This is a genomic window from Geodermatophilus sp. SYSU D00815 (genome assembly GCF_054050035.1).
Map to the genome: position 1 here is coordinate 96885 of NZ_JBJGYO010000008.1, position 16161 is coordinate 113045.

At 73.3% G+C, this 16161-nt stretch carries 13 protein-coding genes; 9 read left to right on the forward strand and 4 right to left on the reverse strand.

Going from position 1 to position 16161, the window contains the following annotated elements; all coding sequences use genetic code 11:
• Positions 1 to 23 precede the first annotated feature (23 nt).
• Positions 24 to 1022, forward strand: coding sequence for an LLM class flavin-dependent oxidoreductase (locus ACI78S_RS11860; protein ID WP_456973423.1), 999 nt, complete (start codon positions 24 to 26; stop codon positions 1020 to 1022).
• A gap of 39 nt (positions 1023 to 1061) precedes the next feature.
• Positions 1062 to 1583 carry a pyridoxamine 5'-phosphate oxidase family protein gene (locus tag ACI78S_RS11865; protein ID WP_456973425.1) on the forward strand — a complete coding sequence of 174 codons (522 nt, stop codon included), beginning with the start codon at positions 1062 to 1064 and terminating at the stop codon, positions 1581 to 1583.
• Between the two features lie 16 nt (positions 1584 to 1599).
• Here the strand turns inward: ACI78S_RS11865 and ACI78S_RS11870 are convergent, their stop codons facing one another.
• Entirely contained in the window at positions 1600 to 3492 is a 1893-nt protein-coding gene (locus ACI78S_RS11870; protein WP_456973427.1) for a helix-turn-helix domain-containing protein, read from the reverse strand.
• A gap of 85 nt (positions 3493 to 3577) precedes the next feature.
• Positions 3578 to 5545 carry an AMP-binding protein gene (locus tag ACI78S_RS11875; protein ID WP_456973429.1) on the reverse strand — a complete coding sequence of 656 codons (1968 nt, stop codon included), beginning with the start codon at positions 5543 to 5545 and terminating at the stop codon, positions 3578 to 3580.
• Between the two features lie 318 nt (positions 5546 to 5863).
• On the opposite strand from ACI78S_RS11875, the gene ACI78S_RS11880 reads away from it, so the two are divergent.
• The 6 genes from ACI78S_RS11880 (at position 5864) to ACI78S_RS11905 (ending at position 13392) form a co-directional block, all read left to right on the forward strand.
• The gene (locus ACI78S_RS11880; protein ID WP_456973431.1) at positions 5864 to 7114 is read left to right on the forward strand and encodes a substrate-binding domain-containing protein; all 1251 of its coding nucleotides are present in this window, start codon (positions 5864 to 5866) and stop codon (positions 7112 to 7114) included.
• Between the two features lie 114 nt (positions 7115 to 7228).
• Complete coding sequence (locus tag ACI78S_RS11885; RefSeq protein ID WP_456973433.1) at positions 7229 to 8824, forward strand: sugar ABC transporter ATP-binding protein; 1596 nt, start codon at positions 7229 to 7231, stop codon at positions 8822 to 8824.
• Positions 8824 to 9921 carry an ABC transporter permease gene (locus ACI78S_RS11890; protein ID WP_456973435.1) on the forward strand — a complete coding sequence of 366 codons (1098 nt, stop codon included), beginning with the start codon at positions 8824 to 8826 and terminating at the stop codon, positions 9919 to 9921. The genes ACI78S_RS11885 and ACI78S_RS11890 overlap by 1 nt, the downstream gene beginning before the upstream one ends.
• 172 nt (positions 9922 to 10093) lie before the next feature.
• Complete coding sequence (locus tag ACI78S_RS11895) at positions 10094 to 10957, forward strand: sugar phosphate isomerase/epimerase family protein (RefSeq protein ID WP_456973437.1); 864 nt, start codon at positions 10094 to 10096, stop codon at positions 10955 to 10957.
• Between the two features lie 127 nt (positions 10958 to 11084).
• A complete protein-coding gene (locus ACI78S_RS11900) occupies positions 11085 to 12119 on the forward strand; it encodes a zinc-dependent alcohol dehydrogenase (RefSeq protein WP_456973439.1) in 1035 nt (344 codons plus the stop codon).
• 1 nt (position 12120) lies between these two features.
• On the forward strand, positions 12121 to 13392 hold the full coding sequence (locus ACI78S_RS11905; protein WP_456973441.1) for an LVIVD repeat-containing protein: 1272 nt from the start codon (positions 12121 to 12123) through the stop codon (positions 13390 to 13392).
• 167 nt (positions 13393 to 13559) lie between these two features.
• Here the strand turns inward: ACI78S_RS11905 and ACI78S_RS11910 are convergent, their stop codons facing one another.
• Positions 13560 to 14261, reverse strand: a complete 702-nt coding sequence (locus ACI78S_RS11910; protein ID WP_456973443.1) for an SDR family NAD(P)-dependent oxidoreductase — start codon at positions 14259 to 14261, stop codon at positions 13560 to 13562.
• 113 nt (positions 14262 to 14374) lie between these two features.
• Here ACI78S_RS11910 and ACI78S_RS11915 point away from each other — a divergent pair, with 113 nt between their 5' ends.
• Positions 14375 to 15187 carry an MBL fold metallo-hydrolase gene (locus ACI78S_RS11915; RefSeq protein WP_456973445.1) on the forward strand — a complete coding sequence of 271 codons (813 nt, stop codon included), beginning with the start codon at positions 14375 to 14377 and terminating at the stop codon, positions 15185 to 15187.
• Here the strand turns inward: ACI78S_RS11915 and ACI78S_RS11920 are convergent.
• On the reverse strand, positions 15168 to 15842 hold the full coding sequence (locus ACI78S_RS11920; protein WP_456973447.1) for a GntR family transcriptional regulator: 675 nt from the start codon (positions 15840 to 15842) through the stop codon (positions 15168 to 15170). The two genes, ACI78S_RS11915 and ACI78S_RS11920, sit on opposite strands and share 20 nt — an antisense overlap.
• Positions 15843 to 16161: the final 319 nt, after the last annotated feature.

Genomic DNA, 16161 nt, shown 5'->3' on the forward strand with positions numbered 1-16161 from the left:
GGGAGGGAGGGAGGGAGAAGGACATGGCCGAGCGAGGGGTCGCCCTGCTCACGTTCGCCCCGGCGCGCACCCACGACTTCGTGTCGCTCGGGAGGTGTGCCGAAGAGCAGGGCTACGCGGCCTGCTACACCACCGAGTCGCTGACCGACACGCTCTCGATCGACCTCGCGATCCTGCTCGGGACGTCGCGGATCCGGGTGGGCAGCTTCGTCACCATCAGCTACCTGCGGCACCCGGTCGTCGCGGCGCAGATGGCGACGGTCGCGTCCGACCTCTCCGGCGGGCGGTTCGTGCTGGGCGTGGGCCTCGGCCACAAGGTGCGGCTCGAGGCGCTCGGCGTCGCGGTCGGCCGGCCGTCGGCCGACCTGCCCGCCTACGTGCGGGACGTGAAGGAGGTCCTCGCCGGCCGCGGCAGGCAGCGCTACCCGGACCTCCCGCCGCAGAGCTACCAGGGGCGGGTGCTGGACTTCCGGACGCCGGAGCACCCCGTGCCGGTCTACTCCGCGGCGGTCGGCCCGGCGATGGCCGAGGCCGGGGCCGCCGTGTCCGACGGCCTCATGGTGTGGCTCGTCCCGCACGCCGGCATCGGCGAGCTCGTCGCGGCGGCCCGCCGGGCGGGGGAGCGCAGCGGGCGCGCCGCGCCGCCCGTCGAGGCCTCCGTGCACGCGTTCGTCGGCGACGACCTCGACGCCGCCCGGGAGTCGGCCCGGTCCTCCCTCGCCTACTGGGTCGGGCTACCGGCCTACAACCGCGCGCTGGCCCGGGCCGGCTACGAGGACGAGGCCGCCCGCATCGCCGCCGCCTTCCGCGACGGCGACACCGCGACCCTGCGGGCCGCGATCAGCGACCGGCTGATCGACGAGTACTGCCTCGTGGGGCCCTCGGGGCGCTGCCGCGAGCAGCTGGCCCGCTGGGACGGCACCGGCGTGGCGACGGTCGCGCTGGTGCCGCACCCGGTCCTGCCGGGGGAGACCTACGTCGCCGGCGTGGAGCGCTGCCTGCGGGCGCTGGCGCCGAACTGACCAGGAGCACGAGCACACCCACGATCCGAGGAGGCGGACATGTCCATACCGGTGGCGAGGTTCCGGGACGTCGCGGACGGCACCCAGCCCGGCCAGTTCCAGGTGGGGGACCACGACGGGGTGCAGTCGCTCGACCAGCTGGACCCGGTGTACCGGCAGCTGCTGGACGAGCCGATCACCGCCGTCGTCGCGGTGATCGGCGGCTCCGGGCGCGCCAACCTCACCCCCGTGTGGTTCGACTACGAGGGCGGCACGGTGCTGCTCAACCTCGCCACCCACCGCAAGAAGGTCGACTGGCTGCGGAAGAGCCCCCAGGCGACGTTCCTGCTCATGAACCCGCAGAACCCCTACCACTGGCTGAGCATCAAGGCGACGGTCAGCCGCGAGGTGTCGGAGGACGACCCGGTCGAGGGGCCGCGGGTGACCGCGCAGCTGGACCGGATCTGGAAGAAGTACACCGGCCAGGAGGGGCCGTACGCGCTGCGCGACCCGGGGCGGGACGAGCGGCGGGTGCTCTTCGAGCTCCGGGTCGACTCGGTGGCCACCTTCGGCCGGCCCTGAGGCCGCCGGCCGCGGCTCAGTCGCCCAGCACGCCCTCGATCATGAAGGCCAGCTGCAGGTGCAGCATGGCCTGCGGGTCGCCCAGGTCGATCTCGAGGAGCTCCTCCACCCGCCGCAGCCGGTAGGCCACCGTGTTCGGGTGCACGTGCAGCCCTTTGGCGGTGACCGCGACGTTGCACCGGTGGGCCATGTACGAGCGCAGCGTGGAGCCGAGCTGGGTCTGGTGCTGGCGGTCGTACGCGTGGACGGTGCCCAGCGTCGACTCCGCGAAGCGCTGCAGCTCCTGCGGCTGCTTGACCTGCAGCAGCAGGCGGTAGGCGCCGATGGAGTCGAGGGAGACCACCCGGTCGCTGCGACCCGACCGCTGCACGAGGTCCAGCACGCCGCAGCCGAGGCGGTAGGCGTCCCCGTACTCCCGGATGTCGGAGCAGGTCGGGCCGATGGCGATCGTCGCGGTCCAGCCCCCGGCGTAGGCCTGGATCTCGCGGCGGAGGTGCTCGGCGAACTCCTGGGCGCCGCGGGTGCTCCCGCCGTCGTGCCAGAGCACCACCACGTGGTCGCTGCGCGTCGCGGTCAGCGTCGCGCCACCCCACGCCGCCCCGGTCCGCTGGACGAGGGAGAGCAGCGAGCGCTGCGCGTAGGCCTCCCGCTCCTCGTGCACCGTTCCGGAGTCGGCCGCGTCGCGCCGGACCACCAGCACGGTGTGCGGACGGGACAGGTCGGTGCCGAGCTGGCGGGCTCGGGCGCGCAGCGCCTCGCCGTTGGGGGTGTCGGCGTCGAAGAGGTCGTCGAGGAAGTCGCGGGACAGCCGCCACTCGACCTCCTGCGCGGTGCGCTCCTTGACCAGGGCCAGGGCGACGACGGCGGCGGCGCGGGTGAGCGTCTGCCGGGCCGCCGGCCCGAACGACGCCCGGGGCTGCAGCGCCCACAGCCGCCCCGCCACCTCCTCGTCCAGGACGACGGGGACGACCAGGCTGTCCGCCCCGGCGCGCGACCCGGGGTCGGGCGCGGTCCCGGCGACGTCGGGGTCCGGGCCGTCGGTCACGGACTCGCGGGCCTGCTGGTAGGCCGCCGTGACGCGGCCGTCGGCGGACCCCGGGCGCCCGCTCGGGCCGACCGCCGCCAGCAGCCGGCCGTCGGCGTCGTCGATCACCACGGTGCAGCGCAGCGTGCGCGCGAGCGAGGCGGCGACGGCCGGGAGCCCGCCGTCCTCGAGCGCGCGCAGCAGCGCGCGGTGGTGCTCGTCGGCCTGCCGGTGCGCCTCGAGGTCGGCCCGCAGCGCGGCCGCCTCGGCGGCGGAGCGGTCGGCCGACCCGCGCAGCTCCGCGAGCCGGCGGGTGGTCTCGATGGCGAGGCCGGCCTGGTTGGCCATGCTCTCGAGCAGGATGATCTCGCGCGCCCCGAACGGGTGCTTGTCGACGGTGTAGCAGTTGAGCAGCCCGAAGGGCTCGCCGGAGGCGACGACGGGCACCGACACCAGCGACGAGTAGCCCTGCTGGGCGGCGACGGCCTCCCACTGCCGGGAGGGCGTGTCCGCGTGGATGTCCAGGACCGTGGTCGGGCGCTGGGCTCGGAACGCCCGGCTCGAGGGCCCCTCGCCGGCGCTCCCGGCGCGGATCGGGATGGGCTTCTCCGCGTTGAGGGTGTCGACGTACTCCTGCGACAACCCGTAGGACCCGCGGATCACGAGGCACTGCCGCTCCTGGTCGGCGACGAACACGGCGCAGAAGTCGTACCCGGTCAGCCGGGCGGTGGCGCCGGCGATGAGGTCGAGCAGCTCCTCGAGCGGGCCGCCGCGGTTCGCCGCCCGCGTGAGCTCGGCGATCGCGTCCAGCCAGGAGCTCAGCTCCGCGGTGGCGGGCTCGCCGGCGAGGAGGACGTCTTGGGGCGTGAGCGGGGGATGGACCACCAGCGACGCCCCCTCCACTCCGGTGTGCGCGGGCTGGGGCCACTGTACGGAGTGCGGCCGTCCGGAGCGGTCCACCGCTCCCGGTTCACCCGACGCGGGCACGGTCCGCCCGCGGCCACCGGTCCAGCACGGACGTGTCCTCCATCGAGCTGAGGTCCCCGGGGGCGGCGCCGACGTAGGAGGCGCGGGCGACCCGCCGCAGGATCTTGCCGTTGCGGGTCTTGGGCAGGGCGTCGACCACGTGGATCGCCGCGGGCGCCATCGCCCGGCCCAGCGCCCGCGTGAGGACGTCGCGCAGGCCCGGCACGGCCGCGCCGGGGTCCTCGCCGTCCCGGAGGACGACGAAGCAGACCAGGACCTCGCCCTTGACGTCGTCGGGGACGCCGACCGCGGCGGCCTCCACCACCCGGCCGTCGGCGACCAGCAACGACTCGACCTCGGCGGGGCCGAGCCGCTTGCCGGCCACCTTGATCGTGTCGTCGGACCGGCCGAGCAGGTACCAGTAGCCGTCGGCGTCGACGTAGGCCAGGTCGCCGTGGTGCCAGGTGCCGGGGAAGCGCCGCCAGTAGCTGTCGAGGTAGCGCTCCTCGTCGCGCCAGAAACCCCGGGTCATGCCCGGCCACACCGAGCGCACCACCAGCTCGCCGATCTCCCCGCGCACCGACCGGCCCCGCTCGTCGACCACGTCGGTGCGGACGCCCAGCGTCGGGCCGCAGAACGCGGTCGGCTTGACCGGCTCGTAGATCGACCCGCTCACCAGCGAACCGCCGATCTCGGTGCCGCCGGAGATGTTGACGATGGGCACGCGGCCCTTGCCGACGTGCTCGGCGCACCACAGCCAGGGCTCGACGTTCCACGGCTCGCCGGTGGAGCCGATGGCCCGCAGCGCGGGCAGCTCGTGCCGGTCCGGCCAGGCGTCGCCGTGCGCCATGAGGGCGCGGACGACGGTGGGGGAGACGCCCAGCACGGTGGTCCCGCTGCGCCCGGCCACCGCCCACAGCCGGTCGGGCTCCGGCCAGTCGGGCACCCCTTCGAAGAACACAGCGGTCCCGCCGTTGGTCAGGGCGGCGGTGATGACGAAGGAGCCCATGATCCAGCCCATGTCGGTCAGCCACAGCATCGCGGCGTCCTCGTCCACGCCCATGGCGTGCCGGGCCTCCAGGGCCACCTTGAGCGGCAGGCCGGCGTGGGTGTGCACGCACCCCTTCGGGCGGCCGGTGCTGCCGGAGGTGTAGAGCAGCAGGCACGGGGCGTCGGAGCTCATCGGTTCCGCCTCCGTCAGCGGGGTCGCCGCCGCGCAGGCCTCGTGCCACCAGTGGTCGCGACCCGGGGTCATGGGCACCTCGACGCCGAGCCGGCGGACCACGAGGACGCGGCGCAGCCCCGGCAGGTCGCGGACCGCCTCGTCGGCGACCTCCTTGAGCGGCACGGGGCGGCCGCGCCGCGGGAACGCGTCGCACGTCACGAGCAGCGTCGCGCCGGAGTCCTCGAGCCGGGCGCGCACGGCCGGCGCGCCGTACCCGCTGAACAGAGGCATCACGACGGCGCCCAGCTTGGCGGCCGCCAGCACGGTCTCGATCGCCTCGGGGACCATCGGGAGCAGGACGGCGACGACGTCGCCGCGGCCGACGCCGTGGGCGCGCAGGCCTCCGGCCGCCGCGTCGACCCGGGCCTGGAGCTCGGCGTAGGTCAGGGTGAGGGATGCGCCGTCGTCGCCCTCCCACCAGACGGCGCGCGACCCGCCGCGGCCCTCCCGCACCCAGCGGTCCACGGCGAAGTCGGCCCAGTTGAGCAGCCCTCCGGGGAAGAAGACCGGGTGCTCGACCCCGCGGGAGAGGTCCACGACGCCGTCGTAGGGGCGCATCCACGGGATGCCGAGGTCGGCCACGCCCGCGGCCCAGTACCAGGCGGGATCGGCGGCCGCCCGCGCGGCCAGCGCCGCGGCGTCCCGGATGCCGTGCCGGGCCGCCATGCGGCCGGCCGGGGACCCCTCGAACGCGCCCGGTGGCGGGCTCCAGGCGACGGCCAGGGACTCGAGCTCGTCGATGGGCATGACGGCGAGTATCGGGTCGGCGGAGGGCCACCGGGCTTGTGCGCGGCGACAAACGACCGCCGGGCAGGACTGTCGGCGATCCCCGTGCCCGCTCCGCCCGCCCCCCCCGTAGCGTTCGCCAGCCTCGGCCGACGTCGCCGCTCGGTCCGCGAGCCGCACCGGATGTGGTTGACCTCACATTACAACCTATAATATGTTGGGTCCACGTCGACCGGCCGCCTCGGCGAGGGGCCGGGGCGTCTGCGCCACCTGCACGCCCGGCACGTCGATGCGCTGCCGCGCACCACTCTGGTCCCGCCCTACGCGGAGGTGTTGCGAATGTCTCGTGGAAAGCCAGCAAGGCGCTCCGCCCTGGCCGGTCTGGCGGCCCTGGCGCTGTGCGTCTCGGCCTGTGGCGACGGAGGGTCCACCGCGGCCGACGGCGGCGGGGGGTCGGGCGGTTGCGACGACCTGGACCTCTCCGCGCTGGAGCACCGGGAGGTGCCGGACTCGCTGAACCCGGACACCTCGGTGCCCGACATCTCGGAGATGACCATCCGCTCCGACGACCTGGGCACCAAGGAGAGCCTGGAGCCGGTCTGGTGGAACACCCTCGAGATCACGGAGGAGCAGGCCCGCGAGATCTGTGAGCTGGACCTGACCGCGGTGATCCTCGACTGGGACCAGGTGCTCTACAACCAGGTGCTGCGATCGGGCATCAAGGACGTGATGGAAGCGGTCGGCATCGAGGTGGTGCGGGAGTCCAGCTTCAGCTTCGACCCCAACGGCCTGGCCGGGAACCTGGCTGCGGTCCTCCCGCTGAACCCCGACATCATCTTCACCGGCGGCACCGTGGACCCGACGCAGTTCGCCGCGCTGCTCCGGCCGGCACGCACCCAGGACATCTCGATCATCTCGTGGGGTGTCGGCTCCCGGGAGTGGAACACCGGCCCCGGCGAGGACCTGACCGCGATGGTCGCCTACGACTTCTACGCGCTGGGTCGGCAGATGGCCACCGCCGTCTGCGAGCAGTACCCCGACGGGGCCACCCTCGGCTACGTCCACTGGATCAACAACTTCCGGTCGATCATCCTGCGGGAGCAGGGCCTGCTCGACGGGCTGGCCGAGGAGTGCCCGGAGGTCCAGGTCATCGCCGACGGTGGCGCGCCCGACCCGGCGTCCCCGGAGAGCGGCTTCAGCGACCCGAACGCGGCCCAGGGCGCCACGCAGGCCTTCCTGACGCGGCACCCGGAGGTCAACGTGCTGTTCGCGCCGTGGGAGGACCCGCCGGCGCTCGGGATGCTGGCCGCGCTCGAGGGGCTCAACCGCGTGGACGAGGTCGACATCGTCACGATGGACCTGGGAACCGTCGGTGCGGAGCAGCTGGCCGGTGACGGCCCCATCACCGTGGACATGGCGCAGTCCATCTACGACGGTGGCCGTGCCCAGGGGATGGTCGCCGCGCTGGCGGAGATCGGCGAGGACACCCCGCCGTTCGTCATCGTGCCCACGTTCGCCAGCACGTCCGAGAACCTCGAGGACGCGTGGAACTTCATGCACGGACCGAGCTACCCCTGCTGCAGCGGCTGACCGCAGCCCCCTGAGGCGCGGCGACCCGCTCGCGGCCGGCCCCTCCCGGCCGCGACCGTGAGCGGGTCGCCCGCCACCGACGCCGACCGTCACCGCCACAGCCGGGAGACAGCAATGGAAGCGGCCCTCACCTCCGACCGCAGGGACGAGCCGGCAGAAGCCGCCCCCGCCCCCGAGCTGGCGCTCGAGATGCGGGGCATCACGAAGACCTTCGGAGCCGTCCCGGTGCTCCGGGGCGTCGACTACCTCGTGCGGCGCGGATCGATCCACGCGCTGGTCGGGCACAACGGTGCCGGCAAGTCCACCCTCATGAAGATCGCGCTGGGAGGCCACGCGCCCACGGAAGGGCTGGTCCGCATCGCGGGCAACGACCTGACGGTGGCCCGACCGTCCGAGGCCCGACGGCTGGGCCTCGGGATGGTGCTGCAGGAGCGCAGCCTCATCCCGACGCTGAACGGTCTCGACAACATCTTCCTCAACGCCGAGCACATCGGCCGGGCCCGCATCGTCAAGCGGCGGTCGGAACTGGCGGAGGCCACCTCGCTGTGCGACCGGCTGGGCATCTCCCACGACGTGCTCGGCCGACGGGTCGCCGACATGACGGCCGTCGAGCAGCAGATGGTCGAGATCGCCAAGGCCGTGCGCCTGGCGACCAACGTCCTGGTCCTGGACGAGCCGACCGCGCCGCTGAGCCATCGCGAGATCGACGCGCTGTTCGACGTTATCCGACGGGTCGCCTCGCTCGGCGCCGGGATCGTCCTCATCACCCACCACCTCGCCGAGGTCTTCGCCGTCAGCGACGAGGTGACCTGCCTCCGCGAGGGGCGGGTGACCCTCCACACCGCTACCGACCGCACCGACATCCCCTCGCTGATCGAGGCGATGATCGGGAGGAGCAGGTCGACGATCGAGGCCGAGCCCGAAGCCCGGGGCCCGGTCGACCGGGATGCCGTACCGGTGCTGTCGGTGCAGGACCTCTCGGTGACCGGCAAGTTCCCGGGCGGCATCAGCTTCGACGTGGCCCCGGGCGAGATCGTCGGCGTGGCCGGCCTCGTCGGCAGCGGGCGCTCCACGCTGCTGAAGGCGCTGTTCGGCGCCGTGCCCGTCGCCGGCGGCCGCGTCGAGCTGAAGGGACGGCCGTACGCACCCCGGACACCGTGGGCAGCCATCGACCGGCGCGTCTTCCTCATCCCCGAGAACCGCGCCGACGAGGGGCTCGTCCCGAGCGAGCCCATCGTCGAGAACGTCATCCTGCCGGTGCTGCGCGACGTGACCTCCGCGCGCGTGGTCCGCATGGGGCGGGCGCGGAGCTTGACGCGCTCCTTCATGTCCGACCTCAACGTGCGCGCGAGCGGCCCCGACCAGCTGGTCGGCGAGCTGTCGGGCGGGAACCAGCAGAAGGTCGTGCTGGCGAAGGCGCTCGCGACCCGGGCCGACCTGCTCCTGCTCGACGAGCCCACCTTCGGGGTGGACGTCGGGGCGGCGGCGGAGCTCATCCGGCACGTGCGGGCCATGGCCGCGCAGGGCAAGGGCGTCCTCTGGGCCACGTCGGACCTCCAGGAGCTGCTCGCCGTGGCCGACCGGGTCCTCGTCGTGGCCGACGGCACCATCCGCGAGGTCATCGCCCGCGGCGACCCGGGATTCAGCGAGGCGCACTTCATCGAAGCCATGCAGCGACGCCGGACACCAGCACGGGAGGACGCCAGGTGATGACCGCGGCCACGGAGAGAAGCGCCCGACCCGACCTGGCGGTCCGGGTGAAGGAGTCGGTCAAGAACACCCTCTGGAAGGCCTACGCGGGCGAGAACTCCGGCGTCCTCATCGCCATCGTGATCGTCACGATCGGGCTGTTCGCCTTCTACCTGCGCGACACCAACTACCTGAGCGCCGACAACCTCCTGAGCATCGTCCGGCAGACCGCCGCGATCACCGTGATGGCGGTCCCGACGGTGTTCGTCATCGCCGCGCGGGAGCTCGACCTCTCCTTCGCCGCCGTCGTCCCCGTGTCGGGCTTCATCGCGGCGCTGGTCATGGAGAGCCAGGGCGTGGTCGTCGCCGTCGCGGCGTCGCTGCTGATGGGGATCGGTGTGGGGCTGGTCAACGGCCTGATCACCGTCATCTTCAAGATCCCGTCGTTCGTCGTGACGCTGGGGACGATGGGGATCCTGACCGGGCTCTCGCTGCGCATCACCAACAGCGCCGCCGTCAGCGTCTCCGACAGCCGGTTCCTCGCGATCTTCGGGTCGGGCAGCGTCGGGCCGGTCCCCTCGCTGCTCCTCTGGACGGTCGGCGTGGTGGCGGTCGGGCACTTCGTGCTCAGCCACACCGCCACGGGCCGCGGCGTGCTGGCGACCGGCGCCAACCCGAACGCCGCGCGGCTGTCCGGCATCCGGACGAGCCGGCTCCGGGTCGGCGTGATGGTCGCCAGCGGCTGCGGGGGCGCCCTCGCCGGGCTGCTCTACGTGGGGCAGTTCGCGGCGGCCTCCTACACCCTGGGCACCTCCGATCTGCTCACCGTGATCGCGGCGGTGATCATCGGCGGGACGTCGCTGGCCGGCGGCAAGGGCAGCGTGGTCGGGGCGCTGATCGGGTCGCTGCTGATCGGGACGCTCAACAACGGGCTGATCATCATCGGGCTGGCGAACCCGGAGCAGCTCATGGTCCGCGGCGTCATCATCATCGCGGCCGTCATCTTCAGCGCCCGGACGGTGACCCGGCGGCACCGCGCGGCCGAACCGGACGCACCACCCGGCGGGCCGGGCGATCGAGCAGCGGGCGTCTCCAGCGAGGCGCCGACCAGGTCCTGACACGGGCCGGTCCGATCCGGACCTGCCGCCACGACGTGCGCACCCGCGCGTCCACCACCGCACCACCCCCACCCGCACCGCCCGGGCCGCCCGCGGCGCGGTCGCCGGCGAACCGGCGACGGCGTCGAGGCCCGGCGCGTGCACCCGTCCGACGTGCCCGTAGGAGGGCTCCGTGACCGAACCCAGGATCTCGATCAGCTGTCCCACCACGTACACGGCGACGATCGAGGAGGACATCCGCAACTACCACGCGGCCGGAGCCACGGGCATCGGCCTGTGGGAGTACAAGCTCGACGGCCGCGACGACGGGGCGGTCCACGACCTCATGCAGGAGCACGACCTCGTCGCGACCCTGTGCTGCGCCAAGGTGCCCTCGGTCATCCCGGACCCGTTCTTCGCCGAGCCGGCCGATCCCGGGCAGCGGGTGGAGGCGATGAAGGAGGCCGTGCGGCGCTTCGCGCGGTTCCGGCCCGCGGGCATCCTCGTGACCACCGGCGAGCCCGGTGGCTACGACCCCGCCGAGGCGCGTCGCATCGTGGTGGACGGGGTCCGGCAGGTGGCCGAGACCGCCGGCGAGCTCGGCATCACCCTGGGCCTCGAGCCCTACCGGCAGACGTCCGGGACGCTGGTCACGACGCTGGTCGAGACCCTGGAGATGGTCGACGAGATCGGCGCCCCCAACGTCCAGGTCATCATGGACACCTGGCACTTCTGGGACATCCCCGGGATCCACGCCGACCTCGAGAAGTACGCCGACCGGCTCGTCGGTGTGCAGCTCAACGACTGGCGCGAGCCCACGCGCAACTGGTGCGATCGCGTCCTGCCCGGGGACGGCACCATCGACCTGCGGGCGGTGTTCCGCGCGCTCGAGGCCGGTGGGTTCGACGGCTGGTACGACATCGAGGTCTTCTCCGACAACGGTCTCTTCGGCAACGACTACCCCGACTCGGTGTGGCACCGCCCGGCCGACGAGGTGTCCCGCGCCGCCGTCGCGCAGACGCTCGAGTTGTGGCGGACGCGCCACGACGCCGCCTGAACCGCGTCGGCCGGGGCCCGCCCGGACCACGCCGGTGCGCTCCGGCCGACGGAACGGGAGCCGGGCGCACCGTCCCGGTGACCGACGCCGTTCCGACGCCCTCGACATCGGAGATGGGAGACGAGCGATGACCACGACACGCCGTGCGAAGGCGCTCTGGTTCACGGCCGCCCGCCGGGCCGAATTGCTGGACGAGGACGTCCCGCCGCCGAGCACCGACCAGGTCACCATCAGGGCCCTCACCTCCCTGGTGAGCGCGGGCACGGAGATGCTCGTGTACCGCGGGCAGATCCCCGCGGGGGACGACCTGGGGCTGGAGACCTGCAGGGGGAGCTTCGGCTTTCCCGTCAAGTACGCCTACCAGGTCGTGGGGGAGGTCGTCGACGCCGGCACCGGGACCGGCTACTCGCCGGGTCAGGTCGTCTTCGCCCGCCACCCGCACCAGGACCTGTTCACCATGCGGAACGACCCGATCCTCCTGTTCCACGTGCCTGACGGTCTGGCACCCGAGCGCGCGGCGTTCGCCAACCTGCTCGACGTGGCGCTGAACTGCACCCTCGACGTGCCGGTGCGGCACGGCGACTGCGTGGTGGTGCACGGGCAGGGTGTCGTGGGCAGCTTCTGCGCGCAGCTGGCCCGACGCACCGCCGGGACGTTGGTCGTGGTGGACGCGATCCCCGGGCGGCGCGAGAACGCGCTGGGCTGGGGGGCGGACGCCGCCGTCGCCCCGGAGGACGCCGCCGGGGTCATCGACGAGCTCACGAAGGGGCGGGGCGCCGACATCAGCATCGAGGCGTCCGGCGCTCCGGCGGCGCTCCAGGCCGCGATCTCGACGACCGGGCAGGAAGGGACGGTCGCCGTGGTCTCCTTCTTCGGCGGCAAGACCGTCCCGCTGGTCCTGTCCCCCGAGTTCCACTACCGCCGGCAACGGGTCATCAGCTCGCAGGTGAGCACGATCGGCTCGGGGCTGCAGCCGCGCTGGACCATGGAACGGCGCATGGAGACCGTGTTCGGCCTGCTCGCGCAGCCGTGGCTGCAGACCACGGTGTCGCGCCGGGTCCCCTTCGGGGAGGCCGCCGAGGCGTACCGCGTGCTGGACGAGCACCCGGAGCAGGAGATGGGCGTCCTCCTCAGCTACGACGGCGCGACGGCGGGTGCCTGACATGCCCTTCACGCGGGGGACCGAGCTCATCGGCTACCACGACCTGGCCGACCGTCCCGGCTTCAAGCTGGCCATGCAGGAGGTGGACGGGCGCTTCTTCATCTACGTGGCGGCGATGTGGGAGCCGGGCCTGTCGATCCTCGACGTGACCGACCCGACGCGCCCCCAGCTCGTCCGGTGGCTGGACGGCCCGCCGAACACCTGGACGATCCAGGTGCAGGTGGCCGACGGGAAGATGATCATGGGGATGGAGCACATCCCCGCCGGGTGGGCGAACGGACCGACGGACGCCGTGCCCGGTGACGGCTTCCTCATCTGGGACGTCACCTGCCCCGACGAGCCCGTCCGCCTCGGCACCTGGCGGAGCGGCTCGACCGGGACCCACCGCAACTTCTACGCGGGCGGGCCGATCGTCCACGCGACGAGCGCGCTGCCCGGCTTCGACGGCCAGTTGTACGTCGCCGTCGACATCAGCGACCCGGAGGCCCCCGCCGTCGTCGGCCGGTGGTGGTGGCCCGGCCAGCACCGCGACGGCGGTGAGGCCTACAGCCCGGTGGATCGCCGCCGCATCACCCGGGGCAACCCCTTCCCGGCCCACGGGCACGAGCAGCACGCCCTCTCCCTCCACGGCGGGGCCTACGTCTCGGGGGACCGGGCCTACTGCCCGTGGATGCGGGCCGGCCTGGTCATCCTCGACATCTCCGACCAGACCGCTCCCACCATGGTGTCCCACCTGCCGGTCCACCCACCGCTGGGCAGCACGATCGCCCTGCACACCGCCGTGCCGCTGCCCGACCGGGACCTCGTGCTGGTCAACAGCGAGGCGCTGCGGGAGAACTGCGACGAGCCGGTCAACTTCGCCGGCATCGTCGACGTCTCCGACGAGTCCGACCCGATGCTGATCTCGCTGTTCCCGCAGCCACGGGTCCCCGACGGCTACCCGACGCGGACCTTCTGCGCCAGGGGCGGCCGGTTCGGCCCGCACAACCAGCACCAGCCCCAGGGACAACCCTGCCTGCAGCCCTCCTCGGACCTGGTGTACCTGACCTACTTCAACGCGGGGCTGCAGATCTACGACATCAGCGAGCCGCGGGACCCCTTCATCACGGCCTCGTACATCCCGGACGACCCGCCGGTCCGCCGGGGCCCCCTCCCGAGCACGCTCGTCACCCAGGTCGAGGACGTGCTCGTGGACCGCCGCGGGGTCATCTACGTGTCCGAGAAGAACACCGGCCTGCACATCCTCGGGCTCGACGGCCGCACCTGCCTGTGACCCGCGGGCGGACCGCACCCCCGGGGAGCGGTGCGCGCCGGGCCGACGCGCCGGCGGGGCCGACCGCTGCCGGGGAGCGGCGCCAGGTGCCCCGGGGGGACGACCGCCCGGGCGCCGGGAACCGATCCCGACACCCGGGCGGTCGTCCGATCCGGGGAGCGAGGTGCCTAGTGGAAGAGGAACCCGCCGTCGACCACCAGCGACTGGCCGGTGACGAACTCCGCCGCGGGGGAGGCGAAGAACTGGACGGCGCCGACCAGGTCGGTGGCGTAGCCGTCGCGGGCGATGGCGCGCGCGGTGCGCATCTCCTCGAGGACCTCGGGGGAGAGGTTGTGGTTGCTCTCGGTCAGCATGCCGCCGGGGATCACGGTGTTGACGTTGATCCCGTCCCGGCCCAGCGAGACGGCGAGCGACCGGGTCAACCCGATGACGCCGGCCTTCGCGGCGCCGTACGGGATCATCTCGGCGTAGCCCTTCAGGGCGACCGACGACGAGAAGTTCACGACCGAGCCGCGGGCGGCGCGCAGGGGACCGAGCAGCGCCTTGACCGCGACGAAGACCCCGGTCAGGTTGATCGCGATCTGCTGGTTCCAGTCGTCCATCGTCAGCTCGTCGATCTCCAGCTGGGGCCAGGCACCCACGGCGGTCACCAGGGCGTCGAGGGACTCGATGCCCTCGACGGCCGCCCGGACGGAGTCGAGGTCGGTGACGTCGGCCCGGAGGGGCCGGGCCCCGGTCGCCTCCGCCACCTCGTCGATCCGCGGGGAGATGTCCAGGATGTACGTCTCGAACCCGGCGTCCACGAAGGACGTGGCCAGCGCGGGTCCGATGGAACCGGCGCCACCTGTGATCAAGGCGGTCTGCGTCACGGCAGTCCTTTCGACGGGCCCGCGGGCGTGGGCGTCGGGAGATGTGACGCAGATCCTATAGATTGCAGAAAGCGCTCCGCCAGACGCGGCCGGGTCGAAGGACGGGGAACGTCGTGACGGCGGAGCGGGGCGCCGTCCCCTCGGTGCGCGTGGGGGACGTGGCAGTGCTGGCTCTGGACGACGGCGTGTTCCGCATGCCGGCGGACTTCCTCACCGATCCGACCCCCCACCGCCTGCTCGCCGGTGCCGACGGTGCGGTGCGCCTGCCGGTCGGCGCCTTCCTGGTCCCGGGTGACGAGCCGCTGCTGATCGACCTCGGTTTCGGCCCGCGCGAGAACTCGCTCCTGACGGGGGGTCGGCTGCTCGCCGACCTCAGGCGGGCCGGTTACGGGCCGGCCGACGTCCGCTCGATCGCGTTGAGCCACCTCCACCCGGACCACGTGGGCTGGCTGGCGACCACCGAGGGGCAACCCGTCTTCCCGAACGCGCGCGTCCACCTGGCCGAGGGGGAGTGGCGCCACTTCGTCGAGTCGCGTGCCGGCGCGCTGGACGAGCACGTGCGCGAGGGCCTCGTCCACCTCGGCGCCCGCGACCGACTGGTCCTCCTGGACGGCGAGCGGCCGATCTCCCGGGCGGTCACCGCGGTCCCGGCTCCCGGGCACACGCCCGGCCACACGGTCTTCGTGATCCACGACGCCGGGGAGCGAGCCGTTCTCCTGGGGGACGCCGTCCACTGCCCTCAGCAGCTGACCCGGGCGGACTGGGGCGCCGTCGGCGACGTCGATCCGCGGCTGGCCGCCAGGACGCGCGCCTGGCTCCGCCGCGACCTCGAGGCGCACGACGCCGTCGCCCTGGGCTGCCACTTCCCCGGCCTGGCCGGGGTCAGGCTCCTGAGCGGCAGCCGGCTCAGTCGGGACGCGCGGTGATGCCGGCCGCTGCCAGCGGGCCGGCGCCGCCCTGGTCGGCGACGTCCGCCATGCCCACGAGGATGGCTTCCAGATGCCGCTGCGCCACGTCTGCCGCCCGGTCCGCGTTCCGCGCGCGCAGGGCCTCGAGCAGCTCGCGGTGCTCCGCTTGACCGGCCTTGGGGCGGTTGGGTGCCTCCTCCACGCGCTGGGCCAGGTACATCGCCGACTGGTCCTGGACCAGTCGCAGCGTCTTCTCCAGCGCGGGGATCCGCGTCGCCTGCTGGAGCACGTTGTGGTACTCGCGGTTGAGCTGCAGCCAGACCGCGGTGTCGTCCTCGGCGTCCATCCGGTCGAGGATCTCCTCGGCCTCCGCCAGCTGCTGAGAGGTGATCCGCTCGCAGGCGATCCGCATGGCCAGCGGTTCCAGCACGGTCCGGAGGGTCCACAGGTCCCGGACCTCACCCATGTTGATCGACGTCACCTCGGCACCCCGGTTGCTGTCGAACTTGACGAGGCCCTCGGTCGCCAGGTCGCGCAGCGCCTCGCGCACGGGGGTGGTGCTGACGCCGAGCCGCGCCGCGATGTCGGCCTGGCGCAGCCGCTGCCCGCCCACGAGCTCCCCCCGGAGGATCTCGGCCCGGAGCTGCGCCAGCGCGTACTCGTGTGCGGTCAAGTGGCCGAGCGGTTTCACGACGACTCCTGCGGACCGGCGCCGGCGGGGACGGGGATCACCTTTGCATTCTATAAATCCAAGTCACGGGTGGACCGGCCGCGGAACCGGTGGTTACTCGAAAGCGGGCCCCGGCCCGCCCCGCGCCGGCCCCGCGCGGCGCGCCCGGGGGCCTGCTCGCGCGCACGCCCGACGCGCCTCGTCCCCGTCGGATCCGGGGACTCCGGTCGGCGCCGCCTTGTGCGCGGTCACAAAGGATCGTGGCGAAGGACTGTCGGCGACCCACATGTCTCCGCCGTCCCCGATCCGTAGCGTGCGCTGG